General features: G+C 67.4%; 28 protein-coding genes. 12 read left to right on the top strand and 16 right to left on the bottom strand.

Annotation, left to right across the window (positions count from 1 at the left end; all coding sequences use genetic code 11):
* Nucleotides 1-75: 75 nt before the first annotated feature.
* Nucleotides 76-345, top strand: a complete 270-nt coding sequence (locus VI08_RS11690; RefSeq protein ID WP_045829767.1) for a hypothetical protein — start codon at nucleotides 76-78, stop codon at nucleotides 343-345.
* A 51-nt stretch (nucleotides 346-396) separates the two neighbouring features.
* Here VI08_RS11690 and VI08_RS11685 read toward each other — a convergent pair whose 3' ends face one another.
* The 4 genes from VI08_RS11685 to VI08_RS11670 form a co-directional block, all read right to left on the bottom strand.
* On the bottom strand, nucleotides 397-609 hold the full coding sequence (locus tag VI08_RS11685) for an RNA-binding S4 domain-containing protein (RefSeq protein WP_045829766.1): 213 nt from the start codon (nucleotides 607-609) through the stop codon (nucleotides 397-399).
* Nucleotides 610-638: 29 nt separating this feature from the next.
* Nucleotides 639-1,625, bottom strand: a complete 987-nt coding sequence (locus VI08_RS11680; protein WP_045829765.1) for an MBL fold metallo-hydrolase — start codon at nucleotides 1,623-1,625, stop codon at nucleotides 639-641.
* 70 nt (nucleotides 1,626-1,695) lie between these two features.
* Nucleotides 1,696-2,112, bottom strand: coding sequence for a ketosteroid isomerase-related protein (locus tag VI08_RS11675; protein WP_045829764.1), 417 nt, complete (start codon nucleotides 2,110-2,112; stop codon nucleotides 1,696-1,698).
* Nucleotides 2,113-2,120: 8 nt separating this feature from the next.
* Nucleotides 2,121-3,233 carry an S-(hydroxymethyl)glutathione dehydrogenase/class III alcohol dehydrogenase gene (locus VI08_RS11670; protein WP_045829763.1) on the bottom strand — a complete coding sequence of 371 codons (1,113 nt, stop codon included), beginning with the start codon at nucleotides 3,231-3,233 and terminating at the stop codon, nucleotides 2,121-2,123.
* 492 nt (nucleotides 3,234-3,725) lie between these two features.
* On the opposite strand from VI08_RS11670, the gene VI08_RS21780 reads away from it, so the two are divergent.
* Nucleotides 3,726-3,887, top strand: a complete 162-nt coding sequence (locus tag VI08_RS21780) for a hypothetical protein (RefSeq protein ID WP_157006662.1) — start codon at nucleotides 3,726-3,728, stop codon at nucleotides 3,885-3,887.
* Between the two features lie 434 nt (nucleotides 3,888-4,321).
* Here the strand turns inward: VI08_RS21780 and VI08_RS11665 are convergent, their stop codons facing one another.
* Nucleotides 4,322-5,644, bottom strand: a complete 1,323-nt coding sequence (locus VI08_RS11665; RefSeq protein WP_045829762.1) for an Nramp family divalent metal transporter — start codon at nucleotides 5,642-5,644, stop codon at nucleotides 4,322-4,324.
* Between the two features lie 125 nt (nucleotides 5,645-5,769).
* Between VI08_RS11665 and VI08_RS11660 the strand changes: the two genes are divergently transcribed.
* Together VI08_RS11660 and VI08_RS11655 are read left to right on the top strand one after the other, a co-directional pair.
* The gene (locus VI08_RS11660; protein WP_045829761.1) at nucleotides 5,770-5,949 is read left to right on the top strand and encodes a CsbD family protein; all 180 of its coding nucleotides are present in this window, start codon (nucleotides 5,770-5,772) and stop codon (nucleotides 5,947-5,949) included.
* A 46-nt stretch (nucleotides 5,950-5,995) separates the two neighbouring features.
* The gene (locus tag VI08_RS11655; protein WP_084621466.1) at nucleotides 5,996-6,952 is read left to right on the top strand and encodes a YihY/virulence factor BrkB family protein; all 957 of its coding nucleotides are present in this window, start codon (nucleotides 5,996-5,998) and stop codon (nucleotides 6,950-6,952) included.
* On the opposite strand, the gene VI08_RS11650 is transcribed toward VI08_RS11655, so the two are convergent.
* Both VI08_RS11650 and VI08_RS22380 read right to left on the bottom strand, forming a co-directional pair.
* Nucleotides 6,870-8,003, bottom strand: a complete 1,134-nt coding sequence (locus VI08_RS11650) for an acyltransferase family protein (protein ID WP_232309535.1) — start codon at nucleotides 8,001-8,003, stop codon at nucleotides 6,870-6,872. The two genes, VI08_RS11655 and VI08_RS11650, sit on opposite strands and share 83 nt — an antisense overlap.
* A gap of 39 nt (nucleotides 8,004-8,042) precedes the next feature.
* Nucleotides 8,043-8,168, bottom strand: coding sequence for a hypothetical protein (locus VI08_RS22380; protein ID WP_269745838.1), 126 nt, complete (start codon nucleotides 8,166-8,168; stop codon nucleotides 8,043-8,045).
* Nucleotides 8,169-8,322: 154 nt separating this feature from the next.
* On the opposite strand from VI08_RS22380, the gene VI08_RS11645 reads away from it, so the two are divergent.
* The 3 genes from VI08_RS11645 to VI08_RS21775 all read left to right on the top strand — a co-directional run bounded on the left by VI08_RS11645 (nucleotide 8,323) and on the right by VI08_RS21775 (nucleotide 11,929).
* On the top strand, nucleotides 8,323-9,690 hold the full coding sequence (locus VI08_RS11645) for an amidohydrolase family protein (protein ID WP_045829759.1): 1,368 nt from the start codon (nucleotides 8,323-8,325) through the stop codon (nucleotides 9,688-9,690).
* 8 nt (nucleotides 9,691-9,698) lie between these two features.
* Nucleotides 9,699-11,717, top strand: coding sequence for a hybrid sensor histidine kinase/response regulator (locus tag VI08_RS11640; protein WP_045829758.1), 2,019 nt, complete (start codon nucleotides 9,699-9,701; stop codon nucleotides 11,715-11,717).
* A 65-nt stretch (nucleotides 11,718-11,782) separates the two neighbouring features.
* Nucleotides 11,783-11,929: a hypothetical protein gene (locus VI08_RS21775; RefSeq protein ID WP_157006659.1), complete on the top strand. Its 147-nt coding sequence runs from the start codon at nucleotides 11,783-11,785 to the stop codon at nucleotides 11,927-11,929.
* On the opposite strand, the gene VI08_RS11635 is transcribed toward VI08_RS21775, so the two are convergent.
* Entirely contained in the window at nucleotides 11,926-12,111 is a 186-nt protein-coding gene (locus VI08_RS11635) for a hypothetical protein (protein WP_045829757.1), read from the bottom strand. The two genes, VI08_RS21775 and VI08_RS11635, sit on opposite strands and share 4 nt — an antisense overlap.
* Nucleotides 12,112-12,289: 178 nt before the next feature.
* On the opposite strand from VI08_RS11635, the gene VI08_RS11630 reads away from it, so the two are divergent.
* Nucleotides 12,290-13,012: a Crp/Fnr family transcriptional regulator gene (locus tag VI08_RS11630; protein WP_045829756.1), complete on the top strand. Its 723-nt coding sequence runs from the start codon at nucleotides 12,290-12,292 to the stop codon at nucleotides 13,010-13,012.
* On the opposite strand, the gene VI08_RS11625 is transcribed toward VI08_RS11630, so the two are convergent.
* The 3 genes from VI08_RS11625 to VI08_RS11615 all read right to left on the bottom strand — a co-directional run bounded on the left by VI08_RS11625 (nucleotide 12,996) and on the right by VI08_RS11615 (nucleotide 16,574).
* A complete protein-coding gene (locus VI08_RS11625; RefSeq protein WP_198148929.1) occupies nucleotides 12,996-15,830 on the bottom strand; it encodes a TonB-dependent receptor in 2,835 nt (944 codons plus the stop codon). The genes VI08_RS11630 and VI08_RS11625 overlap by 17 nt on opposite strands.
* Nucleotides 15,831-16,023: 193 nt before the next feature.
* The gene (locus tag VI08_RS11620) at nucleotides 16,024-16,263 is read right to left on the bottom strand and encodes a hypothetical protein (RefSeq protein ID WP_045829754.1); all 240 of its coding nucleotides are present in this window, start codon (nucleotides 16,261-16,263) and stop codon (nucleotides 16,024-16,026) included.
* A gap of 65 nt (nucleotides 16,264-16,328) precedes the next feature.
* Nucleotides 16,329-16,574, bottom strand: a complete 246-nt coding sequence (locus VI08_RS11615; RefSeq protein WP_045829753.1) for a DUF2188 domain-containing protein — start codon at nucleotides 16,572-16,574, stop codon at nucleotides 16,329-16,331.
* Nucleotides 16,575-16,804: 230 nt separating this feature from the next.
* On the opposite strand from VI08_RS11615, the gene VI08_RS11610 reads away from it, so the two are divergent.
* Entirely contained in the window at nucleotides 16,805-17,854 is a 1,050-nt protein-coding gene (locus VI08_RS11610) for a TraB/GumN family protein (protein WP_045829752.1), read from the top strand.
* On the opposite strand, the gene VI08_RS11605 is transcribed toward VI08_RS11610, so the two are convergent.
* On the bottom strand, nucleotides 17,764-18,825 hold the full coding sequence (locus tag VI08_RS11605) for a DUF4105 domain-containing protein (RefSeq protein WP_084621465.1): 1,062 nt from the start codon (nucleotides 18,823-18,825) through the stop codon (nucleotides 17,764-17,766). The two genes, VI08_RS11610 and VI08_RS11605, sit on opposite strands and share 91 nt — an antisense overlap.
* Before the next feature lie 172 nt (nucleotides 18,826-18,997).
* Between VI08_RS11605 and VI08_RS11600 the strand changes: the two genes are divergently transcribed.
* Nucleotides 18,998-19,681, top strand: a complete 684-nt coding sequence (locus tag VI08_RS11600) for an HAD family hydrolase (protein WP_045829750.1) — start codon at nucleotides 18,998-19,000, stop codon at nucleotides 19,679-19,681.
* A gap of 16 nt (nucleotides 19,682-19,697) precedes the next feature.
* Here VI08_RS11600 and VI08_RS11595 read toward each other — a convergent pair whose 3' ends face one another.
* The 4 genes from VI08_RS11595 to VI08_RS11580 all read right to left on the bottom strand — a co-directional run bounded on the left by VI08_RS11595 (nucleotide 19,698) and on the right by VI08_RS11580 (nucleotide 22,972).
* Nucleotides 19,698-20,072 carry a response regulator gene (locus VI08_RS11595; protein WP_045829749.1) on the bottom strand — a complete coding sequence of 125 codons (375 nt, stop codon included), beginning with the start codon at nucleotides 20,070-20,072 and terminating at the stop codon, nucleotides 19,698-19,700.
* Between the two features lie 174 nt (nucleotides 20,073-20,246).
* Nucleotides 20,247-20,768 carry a tetratricopeptide repeat protein gene (locus VI08_RS11590; RefSeq protein ID WP_045829748.1) on the bottom strand — a complete coding sequence of 174 codons (522 nt, stop codon included), beginning with the start codon at nucleotides 20,766-20,768 and terminating at the stop codon, nucleotides 20,247-20,249.
* A gap of 68 nt (nucleotides 20,769-20,836) precedes the next feature.
* Nucleotides 20,837-22,546 carry a patatin-like phospholipase family protein gene (locus VI08_RS11585; RefSeq protein ID WP_045829747.1) on the bottom strand — a complete coding sequence of 570 codons (1,710 nt, stop codon included), beginning with the start codon at nucleotides 22,544-22,546 and terminating at the stop codon, nucleotides 20,837-20,839.
* A gap of 66 nt (nucleotides 22,547-22,612) precedes the next feature.
* On the bottom strand, nucleotides 22,613-22,972 hold the full coding sequence (locus VI08_RS11580) for a DUF1304 domain-containing protein (RefSeq protein WP_045829746.1): 360 nt from the start codon (nucleotides 22,970-22,972) through the stop codon (nucleotides 22,613-22,615).
* An 86-nt stretch (nucleotides 22,973-23,058) separates the two neighbouring features.
* Between VI08_RS11580 and VI08_RS11575 the strand changes: the two genes are divergently transcribed.
* Together VI08_RS11575 and VI08_RS11570 are read left to right on the top strand one after the other, a co-directional pair.
* Nucleotides 23,059-23,424 (top strand): UBP-type zinc finger domain-containing protein, encoded by a 366-nt coding sequence (locus VI08_RS11575; RefSeq protein ID WP_045829745.1) that lies wholly within the window; start codon nucleotides 23,059-23,061, stop codon nucleotides 23,422-23,424.
* The gene (locus VI08_RS11570; protein WP_045829744.1) at nucleotides 23,417-23,752 is read left to right on the top strand and encodes a tRNA-binding protein; all 336 of its coding nucleotides are present in this window, start codon (nucleotides 23,417-23,419) and stop codon (nucleotides 23,750-23,752) included. The genes VI08_RS11575 and VI08_RS11570 overlap by 8 nt, the downstream gene beginning before the upstream one ends.

The following is a 23,752-nucleotide window of genomic DNA, read 5'->3' as shown; positions in this document are numbered from 1 at the left end:
GCCAAGCCTCCGCGCCAGGCATGGCCGCCATGAACCCAAGGCGCTCACTTATCAAAGTTCCAGGAGAGACTCGTCATGCGCAACACGAAACTGATCCTCGCCATGGTTGCCGGTTGCACCCTCGTGAGCGGCGCGGCTTTCGCGCAGGATAGTGCTTCGCAGCAGGCCTCGCCGACGCCGGCCTCCACCGCCGCCACGCCCACGCAGGGCAGCAGCTCGAAGATGGACAAGACCGGCAGCGAGAACGGTGCCATGAAGTCCACCCACAAGAAGCACAAGGCCAAGAAGAGCAGCACCGAAAGCTCGGGTTCCGAGCCGGCCAAGTCTTCTTCCGCCGGCATGTAACAGCCAGCGCATGCACGAAGAAAACCGGCGCCTCGCGGCGCCGGTTTTTTTTTACACCACCCGGATCACTTCATCGTCGATGGCGACAACCTGCCCTGCGCGTATCTTGCAGGTCTTGCGCAACTCCAGCACGCCATCCACCGTCACCAGCCCGTCGGCCACGAGGTGCTTGCCCTCGCCGCCGCTCGCGGCGATGCCGGCAAGCTTCAGCAGCTGGTTGAGTTCAACGTATTCGCCTTCGAGCTGGAAGGTTTGCGACGGCATCGGGCAGGGCCTGGATCAATGGGCGCCTATTAAAGCGCAATACGCCCGCCGATGTTGAGCAGCATGAATTCACTGGGCTGCATGCCCTGCGCCGCCAGCGCTTCGCCGAGCAATCGCGGCGGTTCATCCAGTTGATCATCCGCCAGTTCGAACACCCCCCAGTGGATGGCGATGGAACGGCCCACGCCAACCTCCCGGTGCAGTTGCACGGCCTGGGCCGGGTCGACGTGTTGCCCATGCATGAACCACCGCGGCGCATAGGCGCCAATGGGGATGGCGGCAAGGTCGATGGGCCCGGCACGGCGGCCGATCTCGGCCAGGTTTTCGGAATAGCCGGTATCGCCCGCGAACCAGAAACGGAAACCGCCCTGCGCCATCACCCACCCGCCCCACAGCGAACGGTTACGGTCCCACAACGACCGCGCGCTCCAGTGCCGCGCGGGTACGAAGGTGAAGGTGGCACCGCCCACTTCCGTCGACGCCCACCAGTCCAGTTCGCGCACGTTGCCGATGCGCTCCTTGTCGAACCAGCGCTTCAGGCCCAGCGGCACGAGGAACACGGCCTTGGGGAACCGCCGCGCGATGGCGTGGACGCTGGCGCGATCGAGGTGGTCGTAATGGTTGTGCGAGATCACCACCACGTCGATCCGCGGCAGCGCGGCCGCCTCGACCGGCGTGGGCGTGCGGCGCAGCGGGCCGGCGAACGATAGCGGCGAGGCACGCTTGCCCAGCACGGGGTCGGTGATGACCGTCAGGCCCTGGCGGCGTACCAGCGTGGTGGCATGGCCCAGCCACCAGGCGGCGTCGCCAGTGCCGGCGAAATCCGCCGGTTGCCACCAGCGGCGGGTGAACGCTTCGTAGCCCTCGGCGGGCGGGCGTGGCAGCTGCTGCTCCTTGCGCTCGCGGCGCCAGCGCTTCAGGCCGCCGGGCTCGCGGGTTTCCGGCTCGAGGTTACGGAAGCCATCGCGGGCATGGTGCGCCTTGCTCGCGTCGAAATACGGGTTGGTCCAGGCCATGCCTTTCCTTGGGGGTGGGGTCGCAAGATGACCTGCGGCCCCACCGGCCAGGGTTCAAGGCGCAAGGGCCTCAATCGACATCGATGCGGCGCACCTGGGCGAGCCAGTCTTCCAGGTTGTAGTAATTGCTGACGCGCAGGATCCTGCCGCCCGCCACGTCGAAGAACGCACCGCCCGGCAGCACGTAGGTCTGGCCCTGGGCCAGCGGCAGGCCCTCGTCGGTGGCCTTGTACTCACCGTGCACCACGTATTCCGCTGCCGCGCGGTCGCCCTTCTCGTTCACCATCACCACGATGTTCTTCAGCTGCTCGCTGTAGCTGACGTTCATGCGCTCCAGGAAGGCGGCGAAGCGGGCGCGGCCGGTTTCGCGGCCGCCCTGGTTCACGTCGTGGGCCACGTGCTCGTCGAGCAGGGCGAGCATGCCGGCCCAGTCGCCGCGGTTGAAGGCATCGTAGTAGCGGCGGATCAGGTCGATCGTATCGTTCATCGGGGCGCTCAGTAGAGGATGACGGAACGGATGGACTTGCCCTCGTGCATCAGGTCGAAGGCGCGGTTGATGTCGTCCAGCCCCATCGTATACGTGATCATCGGGTCGATCTTGATCTCGCCGCCCATGTAGCGCTCGACGTAGCCGGGCAGCTCCGTGCGGCCCTTGACGCCACCGAACGCCGAGCCGCGCCATACGCGCCCGGTCACCAGCTGGAACGGCCGCGTACGGATTTCCTGCCCCGCGCCGGCGACGCCGATGATGACCGACTCGCCCCAGCCCTTGTGGCAGCACTCGAGCGCGGAACGCATGACGTCCACGTTGCCGATGCACTCGAACGAATAATCGACGCCGCCATCGGTCAGCTCGACGATCACCTGCTGCACCGGCGTATCCGGGTAATCGCGCGGGTTCACGAAATCGGTGGCGCCCAGCATCTTCGCCATCTCGAATTTCGAGGGGTTGGTGTCGACGCAGATGATGCGCCCGGCCTTGGCCATGACCGCGCCCTGCACCACCGACAGGCCGATGCCACCCAGGCCGAACACGGCCACCGTGGCACCCGGTTCCACCTTCGCGGTGTTCAGCACGGCGCCGATCCCTGTGGTGACGCCACAACCAAGCAGGCATACCTTGTCGAGCGGGGCGTCCTTGTTGATCTTCGCCAGCGAGATCTCCGGCAGCACGGTGTATTCGCTGAACGTGCTGGTGCCCATGTAGTGCAGCAGCGGCTTGCCGCCGACAGAGAAGCGCGAGGTGCCATCGGGCATCAGGCCCTGGCCCTGCGTGGTGCGGATCTTCTGGCACAGGTTGGTCTTGCCCGACCGGCAGAACTTGCACTCGCCGCATTCGGGCGTGTACAGGGGGATGACATGGTCACCCGGCTTCAGGGTGGTGACGCCCTCGCCCACTTCCTCGACGATGCCACCGCCTTCATGGCCCAGGATGACCGGGAAGGCGCCTTCGGGGTCGGCGCCGGAGAGCGTGTAGGCATCGGTATGGCAGACGCCGGTGGCGACGATGCGCACCAGCACCTCGCCCGCCTTCGGGCCCTGTACGTCGATTTCCTCGATCGAGAGGGGCTTGCCTCCTTCCCAGGCAACAGCGGCACGCGACTTCATGGGGGTCATTCCTCAAAACAATGGCGGTGGACCGGCGATTCTAGCTGGCCCGGGCATTTGTGAACGGATGCAAACACCGCCGTGGCAGTTACGCGCCCAATGAGTTAAACTACGGTTAACGGATCAGCTCAGTCAGGCGAACGAACGCCTGCGCCAAGGGATTCGCCGGGCTTGCCCCCGGGCGCCCGGCGAAGAAAGTTTTGAACTTTTTCATTACGCCTGCGGTCCAAGATTTTAATGACTGAAGCCCTTGAAACTGCCCAAGCGGCCCTCACTAAGCGTTATACAAAACTTGTTAGTTCAATAATTCGGCCGAAAAACGGCATGACGAAAGCCTAACGAGTCGATTGTTCACCAAACGAAACGGACCAGCGCCTCCAAGCCAGCTACCGGGGTCCACCCGGCAAGCGTAAGGTCCCCACCACGCCAGAGACCGGCGGCGTGGCGTCACCAGAAGCAACCGGTCATACAAAGAGACTGGGAGACAACACCATGAACGAACTTCGCAACGAATACGGCATCACCACCTTCGAATACACCGCGGGCTACCACCTCTCGGAAGCCACCAGCGGCCTCGACCTCTTCGGCGGCGAGATGGACGGTTACGACTGGCTCGGCGAAGTCGCCAGCCGCCTGAGCTCCGACGCCGTCTAAGCCGCGCCCTGCCGTAGGGGCGCCCTGGCTGCACCGCCTCCGGCGGCAGCACCCAGTCCGCGCTACCCAAGGCTTGTGGCCCCGGCCGCTCCTACGAACAACGCGCAGCTATAAAAAAGGCCCGCCATTGGCGGGCCTTTTTGTTGCCGGGCCAGGATAGGGTGCGCCCCACATGCACCCTCAGGGAATGCGGATGGCCAGCGCCTCGGGCTCCACGACAGGACGGCCGTCACCGCCCTCGGGCTGGTATGGGTGTGGCGGCGTTTCCTCGGGCTGGCTCCGCGACTGGTCATAGCCAGGCATCTCAGGGCGCGGGGTGTTCGGGGTTTCTTCCGGTTCGGGGGAAGTGGGGCGCTTGGTCACGTCGCGGGCCTTCGGTGTCGTCGATGGCGGAGCCTAGCGGGCCACTGCGTGACGCCCGCGTGTGCCCGGTGTCATGCCAAGCCAGCCACCTGGGCGACCAGCCAGGCGTTCGCACCCGAGATGGCGACAAAGAGCGCCCATGCCGACGCCGACACCCACCACGCATTGGCGAACCGGCCCATCAGCGCCTTGTCGTCGGTAAAGCGGATAAGCGGGTACATGGCGAACGGCAACTGCACGCTGAGCACCACCTGGCTGGCCACGAGCAACGTGCCGATGGCGCTGTCACCCAGCGTCACCACCCCGATGAACGCCGGGACGATAGCCAGCCCGCGCGTGACCAGGCGCCGCTGCCAGCAAGGGATCTTAAGCTGCAGGAAGCCATCCATGATGACTTGGCCCGCGATGGTGCCAGTAAACGTCGAGCTCTGGCCCGATGCGAACAAACCCACCGCGAACGCGACGGAGGCGATGGTCGTGCCCGCGATGGGTGCGAGCAACTGGTAGGCATCGCCGATATCGGCCACGTCGTGCCGCCCCGTGGCGTGGAACGCACCGGCTGCGACGATGAGGATGCTGGCGTTGATGAGCAGCGCAAGCGCCAGCGAGACGATGGTGTCGACGCGCGTGAGGCGGATGGCGGCCCGTTTGCCCTGCTCGCCCGACACCGCACGCGTCTGCACGATGGACGAATGCAGGTAGAGGTTGTGCGGCATGATGGTGGCGCCAAGGATGCCAATGGCAAGGTAAAGCGGCTCGCGGCTGTCGAGCGCGTGCAGCGACGGCACGAAGCCTGCCGCCACCGCGTGCCAGTCGGGCCCGACGAGGAACAACTGCACCACGAAACAGATGCCGATGGTGCCGACCAGGCCAAGGATGATGGACTCCACGCGGCGAAACCCCTGCCCCTGCAGGCCAAGCACCAGGAACGTATCGAGCGCGGTCAGCGCCACGCCAACGGGCAGCGACACGCCGAACAACAGCTTGAACGCAAGCGCGCTGCCCAGCACCTCGGCCAGGTCGCACGCGATGATGGAAATCTCGGCGAACACCCACTGGATGCGCCCGATCGCCTTGGGGTAGCGCTGGCTGGAAAGCTGGGCGAGGTCTTTCCGCGTGGCGATACCAAGGCGCGCGGCCAGGCATTGCAACAGCATGGCGGCAAGGCTCGACAGCAACACCACGAACAACAGCCGGTAGCCGAAGCGCGAGCCTGCCTCGATGTCGGTGGCCCAATTGCCCGGGTCCATGTAGCCCACCGAAACGAGCAGCCCGGGCCCCGCGAACCGAAGCGCCTTCTTCCACCACGGAAGTTCCTGCGGCACGACGATGGAGCCGGCGACCTCGGCCGGGCAGAACGGCGCCGTGGCCGTCTTGGGGAGCGGAAAGAACATGCGCCATCGTAGCGTCTCGCAGCGCCGTGGTGAACGCCGCCTCGCGCCTGCTTCACACGCCTGTAATGGCCCGAACGGGTAAACCACATGCACTGCGAACCCGCAGGGCAACCCGAGGAAACCCCATGGACAAGAACCGCACCGAAGGCATGAAACACGAAGTGAAGGGCGCCATGAAGGAAGCCGCTGGCAAGATCACGGGCAACCACGCGAAGGAAGCGGCCGGCAATATCGAGAAGAACGCGGGCAAGGTGCAGAAGGAAGTGGGCAAGGCCGCCGACAAGGCGCGCGATAACCGTCACTGACGAAGGCACGGGCGGGGGCCATGCGGCCCCTGCCCCTTTTCGAACGATGCTACTGCGACGCTGGTTCACCCTCACGAAGAAAGCCATCATCACCGCCACCAACGGCTTCAGCGACGACGAGCTGATGACCCGCGCGGCGGCGTTGTCGTTTTATTCGGCGCTCTCGTTCGCGCCGCTGCTGGTGTTGCTGCTGTGGATACTCTCCGCATTGGGCGACCAGTGGCAGGCGCAACTCGTCGAAAGCCTTACCACCGTCATCGGCCAGCAGGGCGCCGGTGCGGTCAAGCTGGTCATCGATAACGCGCAACAACGGCCACGGCTGGGTAATGTCGTCGGCATCATCGGCCTGTGCGTCACGTTGTTCTCGGCCTCGGCCGTGTTCGCCCAGCTGCAATCCACCATCAACCGGGTGTGGAAGATCCGTGCCAAGCCAGGTGCCGCCATGGCCGGCTGGCTGAGCACGCGTGCGCGGGCCTTCGGCCTGCTGGTGGGCATCGCGTTCCTGCTCATCATTTCGTTCGTGGTCAGCAGCCTCATCCAGGCGTTGATCCCCGGCGATACGGTGGCATGGCAGGTCGTGGAAGCCGTGATCGCGTTCGGCGTGTTCGTCATCGCGTTCGGCGCGATGTACCGGATACTGCCCGATGCCCAGATCGCCTGGCGCGATGCCGCGCGCGGTGGCGTTCTTACCGCGCTGCTGTTCGTCGCGGGCAAGTTCCTCATTAGCCTTTACATCGACCGTGCCAGCATTGGTGGTGCCTACGGCCCCGCGGGGGCCATCGTGGTGCTACTCACGTGGGTGTATTACGCGTCGATCATCGTGCTGCTGGGCGCCGAACTGACCCACGGCCTTGCCGTGGCGCGCGGTGCGCGCATCCGCCCGGCGCAGCATGCCGAGAGCTTCGACGAAGCTGCTGGCGTCAGCCAGCCGCCGCCGGCGCGGGCGCCCGCCGAAACAGGCGCTGGCGCAGCCAGTGGTTGGCTGGATCGGAAAAGCCCCTAGCCACCAGGTGCCCCAGCGCCCACGCCAGCAGCACGGCCGGCGCATACCACAGCCAGCCCCAGGCCGTGTCCGTGCCGGTGATGTGCGCGACGCCGACCAGGCCGAACACCACGAACATGTGGGTGAGGTACACCTCGTAGCTCACGCGGCCCATGGCGCGCAGCCAGCCGAAACCACGCACCGGCGCGCCACCCTCGGGCGAGGCGACGACAAAAGCCACCGCCGCGCCGATCAAGACGAGCATGTAGCCCTCGTGTACCGCGCGCCACAGCCAGCCGCCCGAGAACATGACAAGGGCTGTGGCGGCCACGCCCGCCGCCACCAGCACCCGCCGCGCGCGCGGCCCGGGCAGGCCAAACCGTGTTACGCCCAACGCCGCCAGCACGCCCGCCGCGATGGCGCCCATCCCAGGCAGATAGGCCTTCTCTTGCCATATTTCGTTATCGACAATGGCGGCGCGGGTGAACGGCACCGAGAGCACGAGCAGCGCCAGCGCCGGCACGAGCCAGCGCGTACGGCCCAGCGTGAGGCATACGAGGGGAAAGGCGAGGTAGAACACCTCCTCGACCGAAAGCGACCACAGCACATCCCAGCCGCCCGGGAGCCAGCCCGTACGGCCCTCGTACACATTGAGGGTGAAGGTGAGCGTCGAGAGCGTGGCGCCCAGCGGCGACTGGCCGGGCTTGTCGATGATGTACCGGGGCACGCCGGCGGCGTGGCAGGCCAACAGCACGGCCACCAGCGCGAGCAGGCAAGGCGCGATCCGCGCCACGCGCCGTGCATAGAACGCACGCCAGTCCACGCGGGCAAGCGCGCCGTCGCGCTCCAGCACGTGCCGCGTGATGAGGAAGCCCGAGACGACGAAGAAAAGAAAAACGGCTTCGTAGCCGTTATAGATGAGGCCCTTCAGCAGAAACGTGGGCAACCACAGGCCGGCATCGGTCTTGTGTAGCGGTATGCGCAAGCCCAAGTGGTGCACCACCACCAACAGGATGCTGAAGCCACGCAGCAGGTCGATGCCTGGGCTGCGCGGGAGGGTGCGATGGGACACGGGCGGCTTCCGCGGTCGGGAAGCCGCCATTCTGCCGCGTCAGGTGCAGCCGCGCACCAGCGCGATGAGGATAAGCACGGGGATCGGTACGCCCAGGATCCACAGCAACACGTAGCCGATGCCGCCCTTCTGCTTCTCCGCCACCGGGGTCTTCTGTTCGTCCATTGCGTGTGCCTCCGCGCCGTTGGGGTGGCGCCAGCGTCGGCTGGGCGGCGTGCAGCAGGCGTGAGTATCGTGCCAGTAACGTATTCGCAACGACACGCCCTTCGCACCTCGTGCATTATTCGTGACGGGCTCCCATCGTTCCCAAGGACGCAAGATGACCCTGCCACGCCCGTTGATCCTCGCCACCGCCCTCGCCGCATCGCTGGCGGGCGGCGCCCAGGCCGCCACCGTCATCCGTGGCGCCCGCGTCATCGACGGCACCGGCGCGCCTGCGCAGGGCGATGTCACGCTGGTGGTCGATGGCGAGAACTTCACCGTCGTCGGGCCGGGCCTGCGGGTGAAGATGCCCGACGGCACCCGCGTCGTCGATTACACCGGCAAGACGATCTTGCCCGGCCTGGTCTCGGATCACTCGCACATCGGCCAGGTCGACGGCACCGCCAGCGGCCAGCCCACCCTGTACACGCGCGACAACGCACTGCGGCAGCTGCGCCAGTGGGTGGCGTACGGCGTCACCACCGTCACCTCGCTGGGCCTGAACAACCCCGATGTGTTCTACCCCCTGCGCGCGGAGCTGCACGCCGGCAAGGTCGGCGGCGCCGACCTGTTCGGTGCCGACCACGGCATCGGCGTGCCGAACGGCGCCCCGCCTGCGAAGATGATGCAGGTGGGCACGAACCAGCTCGACCGCCCCTCGACGCCGGACGAAGCCCGTGCCGCCGTGGACGCGGCCGCCGCGCGCGGCACCGACCTGGTGAAGATCTGGGTCGACGATTTCAATGGCTCCCTGAAAGTGAAGATGGCCCCCGAGGTGTGGCGCGCCGTGATCGACGAGGCGCACGCGAAACACGTGCGCGTCGCCGCGCATGTGTATTACCTCGCCGACGCCCGCGAGCTCGTGGATGCCGGCGTGGACATCCTCGCCCACGGCGTGCGCGACAAGCCGGTGGACAAGGGCTTCATCGACGCCATGAAGGCCCACGGCACGTGGTACATCGCCACGCTGGACCTCAACGAAGCGGCCTTTATCTACGCGCGCCACCCCGCGTGGATGGAGCAGCCCTTCTTCACCCATGCGGTGCAGCCCGCCCTGGCGAAGCAGTTCGCCGATGGCGCCTGGCGTGACAAGGTGCAGGGTGACGGGGCCACGCCGGTGAACGAAGCGGCGCTGAAAACGAACGAACAAAACTTCAAGACGCTTTACGACGCCGGCGTGAAGGTGGGTTTTGGCACGGATTCGGGCGCCACGCCCCTGCGCATCCCCGGCTTCGCCGAGCACCGCGAGCTGGCGCTGATGGTCGACGCCGGGCTTACCCCGCTGCAGGCCATCAACGTCGCCACGCAGCGTGCCGCCGCCCTGCTCGGCCTGGACGACCGCGGCGTCATCGCCCGGGGCAAGCGCGCCGACTTCATCGTGGTCGACGGCGACCCCTCGCAGGATATCGAGGCCACCACCCATATCCAGGCCGTGTGGCAGCGTGGCCAGCAGGTCTCTGGCCCGGTCACCGCCTTCACGCCCTGAGCCCGCCCATGAGCCACCCGCCCGCCGACCCGCTCGCGTTTCTTCCGGCCGATTCCCCCACGGCTGACGAGATACGCGCGTTCGACTGGTCCACGACGCCGCTGGGGCCGCCGGCAGGCTGGCCGGTGGCGTTGAAGGCCGCGCTGGCCACGATGTTCGACACGCCGCGCCCCATGTTCCTGGCCGTACTGCCCGGCGAGCTGTTCTTCTTCAACGACCTTTACCGCCCCATGCTCGGGCGCCGGTTGCAGGGGGCCATCGGCCAGGTGTTCCGCGACCTGTGGCACGACGTGTGGGAGGACGTGCACACCTACGTGGAGCGTGCGTACGCCGGCGAGGGCAGCCTGCACCTCGACCTGCCCCTGCGGATGACCCGCCACGGTTTCGACGAGGAGACCTGGTGGACCTTCTCGTATGCACCGCTGCGCGACGAGCACGGCCAGGTGTTCGGCATGTATGCCATCACCAACGAAACGACACGTGCCGTCCGCACCACCCAGGCGCTGCGCGAGCTCAATGCCTCGCTGGAAGTGGAGATCGACCAGCGTACGCGCGAGCGCGACCAGGTGTGGGGCATCGCGCGCGAGCTCTACGTGGTGATGACCCGCGATGGCCACTACCGCGACGTGAACCCCGCATGGACCGCCGAGCTTGGCTACGACGTCACCAACCTCATCGGCCTTGGCTTCGAGGAGCTGATACACCCCGACGACCTCGACCGGGCCCGCGATGGCGTCAGCCAGATGCTCGACGGCGAGGTGGTGGAAGACCTCGAGCTGCGCATGCGCGCGGCCGACGGCCACTACCGGTGGTTCGCATGGACCGGCGTGCCCGATGGCGATGTCATCTACGGCATGGGCCGCGACACGCAGCGCCGCCGCGACATGGAAGACCAGCTGCGCCATGCGCAGAAGCTCGAGGCGCTGGGCCGGCTCACCGGCGGCATCGCCCACGATTTCAACAATATCCTCGGCGGCATCGGCGGCGCGATCGAGGTGGTGACCGAACGGCTCGAGCAAGGCCGCGTGGATGGGTCGCGGCGCCTGCTCGACGCCGCCGGCGGCGCCGTCCGGCGTGCGGCAGGCCTTACCCACCGCCTGCTCGCGTACTCCCGCCAGCAGGCGCTTTCGCTATCGGACGTGGACGCCAACGCCATCGTGCGGGGGCTCGATCTGTTGCTGCGTCCGCTGCTGGGCGAGCAGGTGCGCCTGCAGGTAACCATGGCCGATACTTTGTGGCGCACGCTGTCCGATGCCAGCCAGCTTGAAAGCGCCATCCTCAACCTGGCCATCAACGCCCGCGATGCCATGCCACGCGGTGGCGTGCTGGGCATCGAGACGCGCAACGCCAGCGACGCCGACATCGGCAAGGGCCCCGCCGACTACGTGGTGGTCGCGGTATCGGATACCGGCACGGGCATGTCGGCGGCCGTCATCGAGAAGGCGTTCGATCCGTTCTTCACCACCAAGGCCATCGGCCAGGGCACCGGTCTGGGCCTTTCGATGGTGGACGGCTTCGCGCGGCAGACGGGCGGCCGTGCGGTGATCGAATCCGTGCCGGGCCACGGCACCACCGTGAGCCTGTGGCTGCCACGCCACGTGGGCGCACCGGCCGCGCGGCACGCGCACATCGACGCCAGCGCCAAGCGTGGCGGCGGCCAGCACGTGCTGCTGGTGGAGGATGAAAGCATGCTGCGCTCGCTGGCGCGCGAGGTGCTGGAAGAAGCCGGTTACACAGTCAGCGACTGCGCGGAGGGCAACGAGGCGCTGCTGCTGCTCGCCGCGGAGGACCGCCCGGACATTCTCGTGACCGACGTGGGCCTGCCCGGCATGGACGGCCACCGCCTGGCGCAGGTGGCGCGCGAGCGGCAGCCCGGGCTGCCGGTGCTCTTCATCACCGGCTACGCATGGGAGGCCTTTTCGGAAAGCCCGGTGCTGCCCGAGCGCTGCGCCATCCTAGGCAAGCCCTTCGCATTGCAGGCCTTGGTCGCGGCCGTAGCCGACCTGGTGGACGGTACGGCGGCGTAACGCGGGCATTCCATTTCCTTGACCGCCGCGCGCGGAGACTCCGGATCATGAAACCCGGAGAACCCATGAACCGCACCCGCTACTACGCGTTGATCGCGTTGATCGTCGCCATGGTCGCGATCTTCGTCGTGGGTGCGATCCGCAAGGGCGGGCCCGCGGGCGACGTGCCCGACGACGGCCGGGCACCGGCGACGCAGCCGACGCAGCGCTAGGCGGGTTCGGGTTCTTTCGCGGCCCCGGCGTCTTGGGCGGCGGCACGCTGCATGGCGACGAGGAAATCGACGCCATAGCGCATCACGAACGGGGCCACATTGCCGGGCATGCAGCCATCGGGCAAGGCCTGTGCGTGGTTGGTGGTATCAAGGATTTCGGACAGCGACGAGCGACTTGCCATGGCCTTTGCGGCCCCCTTTACTGGTATTCCCCCGCGCCCTTGTTAGCTGAAACCGTTTACGCCGTCAATACCACGCCGCCCTGCGGCATTTGGGCGCAGGCGGCTGACGCCTCCCGCCGGCTCGCGGAGCCCCTCCTAAACTAGCCCCGTGCGCGCCATGCGCATGGGAGGTCACGCTGTGCTTTACGCCAAGGATGTCGCTACGCCCACCCCGGCACGCCGCCGTGGTGCCGCCTGCTGCAACGACGCGTGCCGGCACGCCCACGGCTGCCAGGCCACCCGCGGCGGTGCCGGCGAGCTGATCGCCCTGCGCGACATCGTCGAACGCCTGGGCCCTTTCTCAGACGGCGACCGCCTGGTGCAGCCCGATGCGCCCCACCTGGCCGCCTACGCCGTGCTGTCGGGCATGGCCATGACCGTCGGCGGCGGGCGCGTCCTCGCGTTCCACCTGCCCGGCGAGCTGTTCGGGCTCGACGTACCCCGCGCGGGCCATCACCTGGCCTCGGTCGTCGCGGTGGGCAAGACCTGGTTCTGCCGCCTCCCGCGCGCGGCCACCGATGCCCTGTGCGAGCACGACGACGCCATCGCAGGCCACCTGCGCGGCCTGCGCCGGCAGGAACGCCGCCAGGCATCGCCCGGCGAAGCCCCCGCCCTCGCCCGCGTCGCGTCCTTCGTGGCGGCCCTGCTCACCCGGCGCCGCCAGGTCGAACCCGACACCACCTTCCTGCCCTTGCCGATGTCGCGGGACGATATCGGCTCGTACCTGGGCATGAGCGCGGCAACGGTCACGCGCATGCTCGCCCGCCTGCGCGCCGATGGCGCGCTCGCGGTCAGCAGCGGCGGCGTCGAGGTCGTCGACGCCGCCGCCCTGGCACGGCACGGTCTTACAGCTTCACCTTGACGCCCACGGTATAAAAGCGCCCCACGGCGCCTGATTGCGCGTACGTCGGGTTGTAGTTGAACGAGGCGTAGTTCAGCGGATCGAAAGGCGCCTTGCGGTCGAACGCGTTCATGACCGACCCGGTGATCGCGACCTTCTCGGTCAGGTCGTAGCGGCCGGTGAAATCCACCTCGGTAAACGACGACATGCGGCACGACGGCGGGAAGTTCTCGCCCGTGAGCGTGTTGGTGGACTGGCACCCTGGGCCCGAGTCTGGCTCGGTGAGCTTCAGGCCGCTGGTGTAGTACACCGTCCCTGTCACGTTGAACTTGCCGATCTGCAGGCTGTTCGCCCACGAACCACGGTAGCGCGGCGTGCCGGCGCCCGACGAGACGCCATACGGCCCATGCGTGCCCACGAACTCCTGCTTCGTGCCGTCCTGCAGCGTCAGCGTCCACGAGATGATGCGCGTGAGGTTCACCTCGCTGGTAAAGCGCATGTTCTCGTGGAAGTCGAAGCCACCCTTCAGGTTGAGGTCGATGCCCTTCGTTTCCAGCGCGTTCTGGTTCACGTAGGGCGCCACCACCACGAGCGGGCGCGCCAGCGCGTTCGGCGCCGCCGGGTCGGGCACGTCGGCCACGATGCTCGAATCCTTCGGCAAGGGCTCGCCGGCCAGGTAGGCATCGAGCACGGCGAATGGGTCCTGCTGGCTGATCACGCCAGTCTTCTTGATACGGTAGTAATCCAGCGACGCACTGAGGTCCTGCGTGGGCTGGTAGAGGATGCCGAATGTCCAGCTCTTGGAACGCTCGGGCTTCACCTTCGGGTTGGCCGCGGTGAGGAACCCCAGCGCATAGGGCTGCACGTAGCCACTATTGTTATGCGCCGCCTGGAAATCCGCCGGCGGCGTATACGTGGCAAAGCCCTCGGATTCGCTGGAACCATTCTCCGAGAAACTCGGCGCGCGGAAGCCCTTCGAGAAGGTGCCGCGGAACGCGAGCTCATCCAGCGGCTTCCATTTCAGCCCGATCTTGGGCGAGAAGCTCTTGCCGAAATCGGAGTAGTGGTCGTAACGCCCCGACACATCGACCTCCAGCGACTCGAGGAACGGGGCATCCAGCTCAACGTAGGCGCCCGTGACCGTGCGGTTGCCCTTGGTATGGGCGATGCCCAGGCCTTGCGCGGCAAGGTCGGGGTTGAGGTCGGGGTCATCCTGTTCTTCGTGGCGCACGTCGATGCCCGTGGCGAGGCCCAGCGAGCCACCGGCAAGATCCAGCAGCGGCCGCGACAGGCGGAAGTCCACCGACTGCAGGTCGCTCGTGGAGGTCTTCACCAGCGTGGGGCCGAGGGCCCGCAACAGCTCGGGCGAATTGGCCGAGGGGTCGATGAAGTTGTACGTACCGTTCGCCACCGCGGCCACCAGGGCGTTGTAGTTGAGCAGGCCCGGCGTGCTGATATCGAGCGAGTTATGGCTGAACACCAGGGCCGAATCGTAGGCCCAGTCGCCCCACGTGCCGGTGACGCCACCGGTGATGCGCAGGTTGTGGTTCTTGTTGTCGCCGCCACCCGGGATGCCGGGGAACGTGTAGTTGATGAGCGCCGCCTTGCCCTCCGCCGCGAACGGGTTGTTGGGGTTCAGCGAGCCATCGGGCAACGTCGCCGGCAACGCGATGGCGTTGGTGTTGTTTGGCGTGCTGGCCTGGATCTGCGGCGGCGGCCCACGGAACTCGGTGCGCACCTGGTAGTAGCTGGCGTCGATGTAGGCCGTGGTGGTGTCGTTGAGCTTCAGGTTAAACCGGCCGTACAGCCCCTGGCGTTCCATCATCGGCGCGATGTCGAAATAGCGCGTGCGGTTGAACGCGCAGTAGCTGCCGGGGTTGTTCGGGTCGTTGGTGACGAAGGTGCTGCCGGGGCCGCAGGGCACCAGCGGCTGGGCCACCGCGCCAGGGTCCGCGACGCCCGACGTGACGTCACCCGGCCGGCTCAGCGTGCCCGGGGTGACCGTGCCGTAGATCGAGCCGGAGTTCTGCGAGGGCTGGCCACCGATAAGGTTATTGCCGCCGCTGCGGGTGGTGTCGTTGGTGTTGTACGGGTAACCGCGGTCGCCCACCTTGATGCGCTCGTCCTTCTGGTACTCCGCGCTGAAGTAGGCGTTCCAGCCATCCTTGCGCAGGTCGCCACCACCGAACAGGACCGTGCCGCGCTTCGTCGTGCCGCCACCATGCTGCGAGGTGCCGACATCGGCGGAGAGCTCCGTGCCCTGGTAGCTCGGCCGCAGGATGATGTTGACGACGCCCGCGATGGCATCCGCGCCATACAGCGACGACGCGCCATCCTTGAGCACCTCGATGCGTTCGATGGCGTTGGATGGAATGGTGTTGAGGTCAACGAACGATCGCTGGCCGTCGTCGGCAAGCGGGTAATTCGCGGCGCGGCGGCCGTTGATCAGCACCAGCGTGGAGTTCACGGTGAGGCCGCGCAAGGCCACGCCGGATGAGCCAGCCGCGAAACCGCCGGTGAACGCGGGCGGGATCGACCCGCTGTTATCCGCCGACACGGCACGGATCACGTCCGAGACCGTGGTGAGTCCGCTTTTCTGGATCTGGTCGGCGGTAATCGTGGTGACGGGTGACGGGGTTTCGACGTCGATGCGGGGCAGCGCCGAACCCGTGACCGTGATCGCCGCGAGTTCGGTCGTGCCCTTGTCGCTGCCCTGCGGCGCGGGCGGTGGCGGGGGCGCGTTTTGCGCGTGGAGGGCGCCGCTGGCGCAGGCCAGTGCGGCGGCGATGGACAAAGCGAGGCCGTGGCGCCGAAGCGCCATGTGTGCGTGCGTTTTCATTGTGAGTCTCCGGAGCCTTAGGGGAGTGGGGCTGGGACTTTCGCGGCGGGGAATGCGCGAAAAACGCAACATTCACGAAGCCGCAATGAAAACCTACGCCGTGTAAACCCGGCGCACCATCGGCCATTCGGAATAGTTTGCGCCGCCATGCGCGGCGCGTTGTGGCACGGCGTATGCAGCGCCGTGGCGGCGATCAGTGCTCTTCGCCGGGGTCGTACCCTTCGCGTTCCTTCATGAGCTGGCGCGCGGCGGCCACGCCCAGGCGCATGCCTTCGGCGCAGGCATCCTCTTCGTTCTCGTGCAGCGTGACGCAGAGCTTCTCCTTCAGCTCCTCGCCGTCTTCGCTGATGACGTACTTGCCACGCCAGCGGCCAGGCTTGGCCACGTAGCAGGAGCCTTCGACGTCGAAATAACCAATCTTGCGATGTGCCATGGTCGGGTGGATCCTCCTCGATCCACCCCATCGTATGCATCGCGCATCAAGGCTTTGTGCAGCGGCTACTGGAGGCTTTGAACCGGCCGCTTGGCATTGGACTCGAATTCGCGCCACACGCCATCGGCGCCCTCGACCGACACCAGCACCTGGACCTGCCCCTGCGTGCCCAGCAGCTTAGACTGCTGAACGGCGTACGCGATGGCGGCTACGCGGGACTCGAAGTTTTCCGTGGGCACGCCATTGAGCTGGACATGCCAAAGGCCGGCCAGGTCGGGATGGAACGGGATGTCGTAGATCACCAGGGCCATGGGGAACGGGGATGCTCCAGCACAATGCGTCGCCGCCGGCTCCCACGGTGATGGGTTCTTACGGTCGGACGCGGAAGCTTAGCCTTTCCAGAGCCTTTCCGACAACGGAAGGAACGCTTGGCGAAACCTTCACGGCGTATGGACATGCGCGATAAACGAGTAGCGGCGCACCACCGGCGCGGCGCGCCGGCATGGCCATTCCGCCCCACGGCTCGACTAGACTGCACGGCATGAGCCGACTCCCCCGCGTTCCCCTGTTCGCCACCCTCCTCTACCTCGCATGCGCCGGCGGTGCCGCGGCCCAGGTGCCCCCGCCGCCGGATACCGTGCCCACGCTCGAGGCCGTCACCGTCAGCGGCGTCCAGCCGGGCCCGGGGTTGTGGCGCGCCACGAAAGGCGGCCATGTGCTGCTCATCCTGGGAACCCTCTCGCCCATCCCAGGCAACATTACCTGGAAGACCGACGACGTGGACGATGCCGTGGCGCACGCGGGTGCGCTGATCCTGCCGCCGCACACCGAGGTGAAGCCAAACGTGGGCTTCTTCGGCAAGCTGGCCCTGCTTCCCTCGCTCATCGGCGTGCGCAACTCGCCCGACGGCAAGACGCTGGACGAAACCGTGCCACCCGACGTTTACGCGCGCTGGCAGGCGGTGAAGGCCCGCTACATCGGCGACGAGCGCAAGGTTGAGCGCTACCGGCCCATTTTCGCCGCCATCGAACTGTACAAGCAGGCGGTGAAGAAGTCGGGCCTGCGCAAGTCGGGCTACATCACCGACGCCGTGGTGGCGATGGCGAAGAAGCACAACGTGCCGCAGGTGCCGGTGGACTACACCCTGCTCATCGACGACCCGCGCGCGGTGGTGAAGGAGTTCAAGAAATCCACGCTCGACGACCTTGCCTGTTTCACCCAAAGCGTCGACAACATCGAACCCCAGCTGGCCGCCATGCGCGACCGCGCCAACGCCTGGGCCACCGGCGATATCGCCGCGCTGAAGGACGAACGCCGGGCGAAGCAGATCTCCACCTGCCTCGATGCCGTCACCGAGGGCGGCCTTGCCCAGCGCATCGGCCTCACCGACGTGCCGGCGCAGGTCCGCGCGCGCTGGCTGGCGGCGGTCGATGCGCAAACGGCCGCGAACGCGCAGACCGTCGCCATCGTGCCGCTGGACGACCTCATTGGTGCGAAGGGTTACCTGTCGGCGCTGGAGGCCAGGGGCTTCAAGGTCGAATCGCCCGACGACGACGATTCGCCCGGCAACACGGCGGGTGGCACACCCTGACGGATCACGGCCGGGAAATCATCGCCCGGCTTGCTCGCCCGTGCCCGGTCGGTCACCCGGCCGAGGCGCCGCCATTCGTCCACGCTGTAGCGGGTATCGAGCGCGCCGTTATCCCTCAGGTACCCTGGCAGGTAACCCGTTAGCAGCAAGCGGATGTCCATGGGCAGCCCGCTGTCGATGCGACGCGCCATGCGGTAGACGATGGTGGTGCAATTCGAAGTGATGGTGTTGTAGAACTTCGGCTCGTGCACCAGCCGGTTCGCCGCGTCCACGTACGAAAGGAACAGCGAACGCATCGCATCGCGTGGCATGCGCAGCGGGAACAGGTAATCGTCCTCGCCGCGCACGTTGGTGCGCACGCGGATGATGTCGCGTTCCTCCGCGGCGATGAGCACCAGCTCGAACTGCTTGAAAAAGCCACCCACTTCGGAGAACGCCTCGCCCTTCTCGCGGCGGATCTCCATCGAGAACACGATGTGGCGCCCGTCGTCGAACCCGAACGACAACATGGCATGCGCGATGGCCTCGCTGGACCAGTACGACAGCACGGCATCGGCGGATACGAGGTGGTCGAGGTCGTAGTCCCGCGTTTCCCACCGCGCGTCGTAGTCGTCGTCGCTGCGCCACGTGAAGTCGCGGACGTTGTGCAGCGTGACATGGCTGCCGTGCACTTCACCGGAAAGCTGCTGCGCCACGTCGCCGGCCCATGTGCGGTCGTTGCGCGGCTGTATCGTGGTCCACCACGCGATGAGCAGCCCCAGCAGCGCCACGCCGCACATCGGCGCCCACCAGCTGCGCCAGCCGATGAACGCCACGATGAGGCCCAGGTACACGGCGCCCCACGCCACCGCGCCGGCAAGCTTCAGCCCCGGTGGCCCCGGCAGCTGGTACCGCAGGGCCAGCGCGCCCCATGCGCCGGAGACGAAAAGCAGCAACCCGGCCAGCGCGCCGGCGATACTGCGGGCGATCATCCGGCGTTTCCTCATGGCGTGGCGTGGTTCGCATGGTGGGTCATCGCCCTAGCGTGGCCGGATGCGCCGCCCGGCGCAATCCATCGGGAATATGGCGCCGTGGCGCGGCTCGCGCTATGTTCGAGCCGAAACCGGGCATATCAGGCCGCTGCGGCGGCCATCGGGGGCAGGCATGGTGCGTTTTCCCGCAACACCCCAGGCCATCGTGTTCGACCTGGATGGTGTGCTGTTCGACACGGAGGCGCTCTACCGCGACGCCCTCCTGGCCGCCGCGGCGGAGCTGGGCATCGATATACCCCTGGCCTTGTGCCAGCGCATGGTCGGCCTGCACGGGCAGGCGGCGCGGCTGTTGCTGCGCGAGCACGTGGGCGATGGCGTGGACCTCGATGCCGTATGGGAGGGCGCCGCCGAGCGCTACCACGCGATGTTCGAAACCGACCTGCGGCTGAAACCCGGGGTACTCGAGCTGCTGGCCACGCTGGACGAATTCGGCCTGCCCCGTGCCATCGCCACGTCGTCGCCACACAACACGGCCATCCACCACCTCGAGGCGTTCGGCCTGCGCGATCGCTTCGACGCCCTCGTGGCAGCCGGCGATTGCGAGCGGTGCAAACCGTTCCCCGACCCTTACCTGCGCGCGGCGCGCATCCTCAACAAGCCGGCCAGTTGCTGCCTGGCCCTTGAAGATTCGCACGCGGGGGTGCGCTCGGCCGTGTCGGCCGGCCTGCCGACCATCATGGTGCCCGACCTGCAGCAGCCGTCGGCCGAGCTGCGCCGGCTCTGCGCCAGCGTGGTCACGGGGCTGGATGAAGTGAACGCGTGGCTAAGGCAGGCCTGCGGCGCGCAGGCCCCCTGATGCGGCAACGGCCGCGCTAGCTGGCGCGGCGCTGGCTCGCCTCGCGGATGGCGTCCTCCAGCTGCTGCGCGCTGTAGGGCTTGCGCACCATCGGTGCGATATAGCGCGTGGGGATATCCACCGGCAATGCGCTGGTGGCGAGCACGTAAGGGATGCCGCGGCGCTTCAGCTCGTCGAGCGCCGGGTACGCCATGATGCCCTGCAGGTCGAGGTCCACCACGGCCACGTCGCAACGTGCCACGTGCGCGACGCGGAGCGCTTCTTCAATGCAGCCGGCGCATGCGGCCACGTCGTAACCGAGCCGCTCTTCGAGCAGGTCCGATAGCGTGGACGCCAGGCCGGCGTGGTCCTCGAATACGATGGCGCGCGGCACGGCGGAGGTAACGGTCATGGCGACCCTCGCGTTAGGCGTTGCAGATTCCCCACGCCCGAAGCTACTACCGATTTTGCATGTAAACCATAGACCAACAGGCCAGGTAGGGCCGCTATTTCGTGCGCCCTTTCACGTATGCGAAGACTGTCATTTTTTGCATCGATCCAGACGCCGTCTTGCCATGCGAACAGCTCAGGGATCGTCCGCCGGCTCGACAATGAAGGGGGGCGCACCGCCGTCGCCCTTGCCGCGCGTGCCGACATCGTCGGCCACCCTGGCAAGGCGCTGGGCGATCCGCGCGCTGTCGCGGCGGAGCGTGTCGCCGGGCTTGCCTGCCTGCGCGCTGGCGATCATGGCCGCCTGGGCCTGCTTGAGGCGTACCACGCCGAGGTTGTACTGCGCCTGGGGGTAGTCCGGGCGCAACTGCACGGCCCGGCCATACGCCAGCACGGCCTCGTCGGGCTGCTGCAGGCGGAAGCGCGCGTTGCCAAGGTGGAACCAGGCGCCGGCATCGTCGGGCTGGGCCTCGACGATGGCCTGGTAGAGGTCGGCGGCGTGGCGCATGTCGCCGGCGGCATAGGCCTGCCTCGCCTCGCGGGCATCTTTCGCCACGTCGACCGTGGGCCGGGGTGGCGGCAAGGTGCCGTGCCCCGCGCACCCCACGAGGAGCGCCGCGGCGGCACCCACGGACCAACCGGAAACGACACGCAGCATCGATGGCACTCCTCTTACACAGGCTCTACCCGTGGACATTGCCCGCCCGGGCAACCATCCGTCAAATGTCACAAAAGGTCGAAGGCGCTCAGGGCGTTGCGCAGACGCCTTGAGACGATGTCGAGGAGCGTGCGGCGCAGGTACAGCCGCCACGCGAGCCACGTGGCGAAGCGGGCCCCGATGTTCGCCGTGGCGGCGCGGTAGAGCGCCTGCATGCGGCTTTCCACCAGGGGCATGACGCTGGCCTCGTCGAAGGCGCCGCGCGGCCAGGTGGGCAAGGGTTCGCGCAGGCCTTGGCAGCCGCCCACCAGCGGAATCACCGGCGCGAACGTCTCGCCATCGACGTCGCGCAGATAGCTGCGCATGGCCGGGTCCTTCGCCCACCCGGCGAAGATCGGGTTGCTGGCGGGCACCAGCAGGCGCTCGGACAGGAACCGCTGGCAGTTGCGGCGGCCCAAGAGGTAGTCGTGGTGGCGATATGCCTCCGCCAGGAAGCCAGAGAACCCGCCAAGTGCGCCGGCGGCAAGGGCGCGGCCACCGATCCAGCGCGGGCCACCCGTGGTGCACGGGCGGCTCGGCGCGATCATGAAGCGGCTGTAGACCGTGGTATCCAGGGCCAGCGCCACTTCCTCGGGCTTGAAGCGCGCCTGCTGTTTCCAGGCGCCGAACAGCGCCGCCATGGATTCGATGAGGTTCGTGTCCGACGCTTCCACCGGGCCCGGCGCCTCGGCTTCGGGGAATGGATCGAGCATGATCACGATGCGATTCACGCGATCGCCTTCACGCGGATTGCGGCCCAGCGTCCCGGCCAGTTCCGTGCGCGCCAATTCGAACGGCTCGTTGTCCATGGCGCCGCCATCGACAGCGACGAAGCGGTAATCACCGTTCCCGCCTTCGTCATCGGCCCAGGCCGGCGGGATGGGTACCGGCGTGGCCTTGCCATCCTCGGCCGGCACCACGACCACGCGCTGGTCGTAATCGGCCCACGGGCGCGCCACTTCGCGGTAGCGCAGGCCGGCGGGGAACGCGGACGACGCCAGCGCGGCGTCCATCAGGCCCTGCCAATCCTTGCTGTAGGGGTGGTTGGGGCCGGTGACGATACGCTCATCCGGGAATTTCCACGCCTGCTCGTACCTGCCCTGCCCCGTGTTCACCGCGAACCGCAGCCAGTCGGCGTGGGCCATCATGCCGTGGCCGGGGATCTCGGGGTTGCCCCGGAACTGCACCACGTAGGGCACGCCACGCAGGTTGGTCACGGTGAACACGCACTTCATCGGGTTGGCGATGTACGGCCGCGTGGCCGGCCCGTTGGTGTACGCGAGCATGTCCTTCGCGATGGCATCCAGGCAGGTGGAATCCAGGAGCGAGGCGATCGGCTGGCTGGGGTCGGCGAGGTCGGCCCGGCCCAGCAGGGCGCGGATATCGATGCGCTTCACCCATGCGTCGTAAAACGGGTTGCCCGTCGGCGTGGCGGGCGCCGGGCCGGCGTGCACATGCGGGAACCGGTACGGCAGCGCGATAGCCGACAGCACGCCGTTGATGCTGCCCGCCGACGCGCCCGAGATGATCCGCAGCAGCACATCGTGGTTCGGCACGGGCAGGCCCCGCGCCTTGGCATCCTGCCAGTGCTCCAGGGCTTCGTAGAAGAAATCGAGCACGCCCGCGGCATAGGCACCACCGGAGACGGCGCCGGCCAGGGCGAAGCCCAGTTCAAACGTGCGCGGGCGGCAGGCGGGGGTTTCCCGGGGGCGGGCTAGGGGCAGCTCGGTCTCTGGCATCGGTGGATTCCATAAGGCGAAGGTACGCCCCGCCCCCTGCGCGGCGCCTCGAAGAACCCGTGGACCTTAACGCGCCAACCACTGCGCCGCCAAGGCAAGCGCGGCCGGCAGCGCCTGCACGTACAGGATGCGGCGGCTGGCGGTGAAGCCACCCCACAACCCCGCGACCACGACGCACCCCAGGCCGTAGAAGACGAACGCCGTGGCGTACGGCTCGCGCAGGGCGAGGCCAAGCACCAGGGCTAGGACGAGGAAACCGTTATACAGGCCCTGGTTCGACGCCAGCGCAGCGCTCTGCTGCGCGAACTCCCGCGTGATGCCGAACACCCTGGGCCCGCGCGAGCGCCACAGGACCATCTCGAGCACCACGATGTAGACGTGGATGAGGATCACGAGGGCGGTGAGGAGGGTGGCAAGCAGGGTCATGGCGTTCCTTCGGTACGTGGCGACGGCGAAGCATAACGCGCGCGGTCTCGGGTAGGATCGGGGAAGACGCCTGTGAGGACGCCCCGATGAGCCACGACGTGACCGGCATCGATACCCACGCCCCGCCCAGTGGCACCGGCTGCGTGGAATGCCTGGCCAGCGGCAGCTGGTGGTTCCACCTGCGCCGCTGCGCGCAATGTGGGCACGTGGGCTGCTGCGATGATTCGCTCAACCGCCACGCCAGCAAGCATGCGCACGATAGCGGCCACCCGGTCATCCAGAGTTTCGAGCCCGGCGAGGATTGGTTCTACGACTACCGCACGGGCGATGTGTTCGACGGCCCCACGCTGGCAGGCGCGCCCTGCCACCCCGATAACCAGCCCGTGCCCGGCCCCGAAGGCCTCGTGCCGCGCAACTGGCAACGCGTATTGATGTCCCGCGCTGATGACTGAACTGATCGACTGGAACGATTTCACCAAGGTGGTGATGCTGGCCGGCACCGTGACGCGCGCCGAAGCCTTCCCCGAAGCCAGGCGCCCTGCCTACCGGATCTGGGTGGATTTTGGCGAGTACGGCGAGCGAAAGACGAGCGCGCAGGTCACGGGCGTTTACACCGCCGAAGAGCTTGTGGGCAGGCAGGTCATCGGGGTGGTCAACTTCCCCGAGAAGCAGATCGGGCCCCTGCGGTCGCAGTTCCTGTTGACGGGCTTCCACACCGACGAGGGCGTGGTGATCGCCACCACCGAGCGCACCGTGCCCAACGGCACGCGGCTGGCCTGA

It is taken from the genome of Luteibacter yeojuensis, from assembly GCF_000964085.1.
GTDB classification, from domain to species: domain Bacteria; phylum Pseudomonadota; class Gammaproteobacteria; order Xanthomonadales; family Rhodanobacteraceae; genus Luteibacter; species Luteibacter yeojuensis_A.
Note: the sequence above shows the minus strand (reverse complement) of the source record. Positions and strands in the feature narration are given on the sequence as shown.

Bases quoted from the DNA above. Each gene is read 5' to 3' on its own strand.
- VI08_RS11640 (WP_045829758.1), top strand. From the start codon at position 9,699: ATGAGCCACCCGCCCGCCGACCCGCTCGCGTTTCTTCCGGCCGATTCC.
- VI08_RS11570 (WP_045829744.1), top strand. From the start codon at position 23,417: ATGACTGAACTGATCGACTGGAACGATTTCACCAAGGTGGTGATGCTG.
- VI08_RS11660 (WP_045829761.1), top strand. From the start codon at position 5,770: ATGGACAAGAACCGCACCGAAGGCATGAAACACGAAGTGAAGGGCGCC.
- VI08_RS11595 (WP_045829749.1), bottom strand. From the start codon at position 20,072: ATGACCGTTACCTCCGCCGTGCCGCGCGCCATCGTATTCGAGGACCAC.
- VI08_RS11685 (WP_045829766.1), bottom strand. From the start codon at position 609: ATGCCGTCGCAAACCTTCCAGCTCGAAGGCGAATACGTTGAACTCAAC.
- VI08_RS11625 (WP_198148929.1), bottom strand. From the start codon at position 15,830: ATGAAAACGCACGCACACATGGCGCTTCGGCGCCACGGCCTCGCTTTG.
- VI08_RS11600 (WP_045829750.1), top strand. From the start codon at position 18,998: ATGGTGCGTTTTCCCGCAACACCCCAGGCCATCGTGTTCGACCTGGAT.
- VI08_RS11585 (WP_045829747.1), bottom strand. From the start codon at position 22,546: ATGCCAGAGACCGAGCTGCCCCTAGCCCGCCCCCGGGAAACCCCCGCC.
- VI08_RS21775 (WP_157006659.1), top strand. From the start codon at position 11,783: ATGAACCGCACCCGCTACTACGCGTTGATCGCGTTGATCGTCGCCATG.
- VI08_RS11575 (WP_045829745.1), top strand. From the start codon at position 23,059: ATGAGCCACGACGTGACCGGCATCGATACCCACGCCCCGCCCAGTGGC.
- VI08_RS11675 (WP_045829764.1), bottom strand. From the start codon at position 2,112: ATGAACGATACGATCGACCTGATCCGCCGCTACTACGATGCCTTCAAC.
- VI08_RS11635 (WP_045829757.1), bottom strand. From the start codon at position 12,111: ATGGCAAGTCGCTCGTCGCTGTCCGAAATCCTTGATACCACCAACCAC.
- VI08_RS11620 (WP_045829754.1), bottom strand. From the start codon at position 16,263: ATGGCACATCGCAAGATTGGTTATTTCGACGTCGAAGGCTCCTGCTAC.
- VI08_RS11590 (WP_045829748.1), bottom strand. From the start codon at position 20,768: ATGCTGCGTGTCGTTTCCGGTTGGTCCGTGGGTGCCGCCGCGGCGCTC.
- VI08_RS11580 (WP_045829746.1), bottom strand. From the start codon at position 22,972: ATGACCCTGCTTGCCACCCTCCTCACCGCCCTCGTGATCCTCATCCAC.
- VI08_RS11655 (WP_084621466.1), top strand. From the start codon at position 5,996: ATGCTACTGCGACGCTGGTTCACCCTCACGAAGAAAGCCATCATCACC.
- VI08_RS11665 (WP_045829762.1), bottom strand. From the start codon at position 5,644: ATGTTCTTTCCGCTCCCCAAGACGGCCACGGCGCCGTTCTGCCCGGCC.
- VI08_RS11690 (WP_045829767.1), top strand. From the start codon at position 76: ATGCGCAACACGAAACTGATCCTCGCCATGGTTGCCGGTTGCACCCTC.
- VI08_RS11645 (WP_045829759.1), top strand. From the start codon at position 8,323: ATGACCCTGCCACGCCCGTTGATCCTCGCCACCGCCCTCGCCGCATCG.
- VI08_RS11610 (WP_045829752.1), top strand. From the start codon at position 16,805: ATGAGCCGACTCCCCCGCGTTCCCCTGTTCGCCACCCTCCTCTACCTC.
- VI08_RS21780 (WP_157006662.1), top strand. From the start codon at position 3,726: ATGAACGAACTTCGCAACGAATACGGCATCACCACCTTCGAATACACC.
- VI08_RS11605 (WP_084621465.1), bottom strand. From the start codon at position 18,825: ATGATCGCCCGCAGTATCGCCGGCGCGCTGGCCGGGTTGCTGCTTTTC.
- VI08_RS11670 (WP_045829763.1), bottom strand. From the start codon at position 3,233: ATGAAGTCGCGTGCCGCTGTTGCCTGGGAAGGAGGCAAGCCCCTCTCG.
- VI08_RS11680 (WP_045829765.1), bottom strand. From the start codon at position 1,625: ATGGCCTGGACCAACCCGTATTTCGACGCGAGCAAGGCGCACCATGCC.
- VI08_RS11615 (WP_045829753.1), bottom strand. From the start codon at position 16,574: ATGGCCCTGGTGATCTACGACATCCCGTTCCATCCCGACCTGGCCGGC.
- VI08_RS22380 (WP_269745838.1), bottom strand. From the start codon at position 8,168: ATGGACGAACAGAAGACCCCGGTGGCGGAGAAGCAGAAGGGCGGCATC.